Raw genomic sequence first — 1705 nt, forward strand, 5'->3', positions numbered from 1 at the left:
TCGCTGGGACGCCTATACGCGGGGCGGCTTCGCCATTATGCCCCACGTATCTGCGCCCCTTAGCTTAAAGTTAGCTGCTAGGAGATAATTTTATGGACGATACGTTTTGGATAGCTCTTACTTTTGCGATGCTCTGTGGATTACCTTGTGTGATTTTGGGGTTTCTGAACGGTGTGAAACAAAAGAGAAGTCTTCTTGCCAGTTGGGATGACTCAAGTTTCTCAGATCCTGTATTAGTTGGAAGAATAATGGGAGCAAGCTCTTTTATAACGGGCTCATTAATTATCTTGTCTTGTACAGGAGTAGCAATGAAGTTAGTGTCAATGTCATTCGCAGGTGTAGCTTTTTGTGTATCAGTTGCAACTCCACTATTAGCTGGGTTGTATGTAAATGTTATGTATACCAAAGAACGCAGCTAACAACTCAATTAACTCACTCACTACGTTCGTTGGGACGCATACACGCAGGGCGGCTTCGCCATTGTGCCCCACGTGCCTGCGCCCCTTATTTAAGGGTTATGTTTCAAGGAGGAAATTTGAAAATATTATCGGCTTTATTAGTATCGCTTCTGTCACTATCAGTTTCAGCTTCGGAAGAAGATGCTGCAACTGAGCTTTTCACAGTTTTACAAATGGAACAACTTCTTGCGCAAAAGGCAATCAACTATAAAAAGCAAATGGTTCTTGCATTAGCAAGTACAGAAATGCCAGACGAAGAGAGAGCAGAATTAGAGCAGGAATATTCAGTAATTGTAGACAAAATTATAGCTTTTTTGAGCACTGAAGAAGTTTTGGAAGCGTTTAAGCATAGCTATAGTGAAACGTTCACTGAATCAGAATTACGAGATCTTGTGACTTTCTATGCTTCGCCAACCGGAAAAAAATTCCTAAGCCAATCAGGGAATTTGAACGCAAAGTTTATGGAAAAAATCAGCCCAAAATTTAATTCATTAATCAGTGAGTTTCAGCAGGTTGATTGAAATGAAACATAACAAATCAATGAACTCACTCACTTCGTTCGCTGGGACGCATACACGCAGGGCGGCTTCGCCAGTATGCCCTACGTGCCTGCGCCCGTTATTGAAAAGTTATACGCCAAAGAAATAGGAAAACTTGTTTGTCTAAATATATTTTCATAATTATTGTTTTTGCACTTTCGTTTTCTTGTGCCGTAAAGGCCACATCCGAAAACAAACAAATTAAAGACGAAGTTTTAGAATCATTTAAAAGCCTAGTCGATGCTTCAAAAAAACTTGATTCAGCTCTTTACTTTCAACACTTTGATAGTGATAAATTTGTTGGCTTAAATGCAGATGGAACAAACTGGAATTCAATAGACGAATTAACACCACTTATCATCAGTGGGTTCAATGCAATCGAAAAAGTCACGCACCTGAAATTTAATAACGTCAATATTTCAATAATCGATAACTTTACAGCCATTTTGGTTAATGAATACGTACAGTCTATGATTTTAAAAATGGGATCGAAGTCAACTCTATAGGACGAGGCACACAAGTTTGGTCAAAACGCAGTGGTCAGTGGAAAATTGTCAGCGTATCAGCCAGTAACAAACCAAGTGCTAGTGCTCCGTGAGATAAAGGCGTATAACAAACGCATGAACTTCATTCGCTTCGCTTATGTGGACTCCCCATAGTCAACAACTATTTTTACCATTCAAGATTTAATGCGTGCTTATGTACGAG

3 protein-coding genes are annotated in these 1705 nt (G+C 39.6%); all 3 read left to right on the forward strand.

Annotated elements, in window-relative coordinates; all coding sequences use genetic code 11:
* Nucleotides 1-92 precede the first annotated feature (92 nt).
* Nucleotides 93-419 carry a hypothetical protein gene (locus KYS23_RS20540; RefSeq protein ID WP_218420078.1) on the forward strand — a complete coding sequence of 109 codons (327 nt, stop codon included), beginning with the start codon at nt 93-95 and terminating at the stop codon, nt 417-419.
* Nucleotides 420-535: 116 nt separating this feature from the next.
* Nucleotides 536-979 (forward strand): DUF2059 domain-containing protein, encoded by a 444-nt coding sequence (locus tag KYS23_RS20545; RefSeq protein WP_218420079.1) that lies wholly within the window; start codon nt 536-538, stop codon nt 977-979.
* 137 nt (nt 980-1116) lie between these two features.
* Nucleotides 1117-1503, forward strand: a complete 387-nt coding sequence (locus KYS23_RS20550; protein WP_218420080.1) for a hypothetical protein — start codon at nt 1117-1119, stop codon at nt 1501-1503.
* Nucleotides 1504-1705 lie beyond the last annotated feature (202 nt).

Source organism: Alteromonas lipotrueae (assembly GCF_019249255.1).
GTDB classification, from domain to species: Bacteria; Pseudomonadota; Gammaproteobacteria; order Enterobacterales; family Alteromonadaceae; genus Alteromonas; species Alteromonas lipotrueae.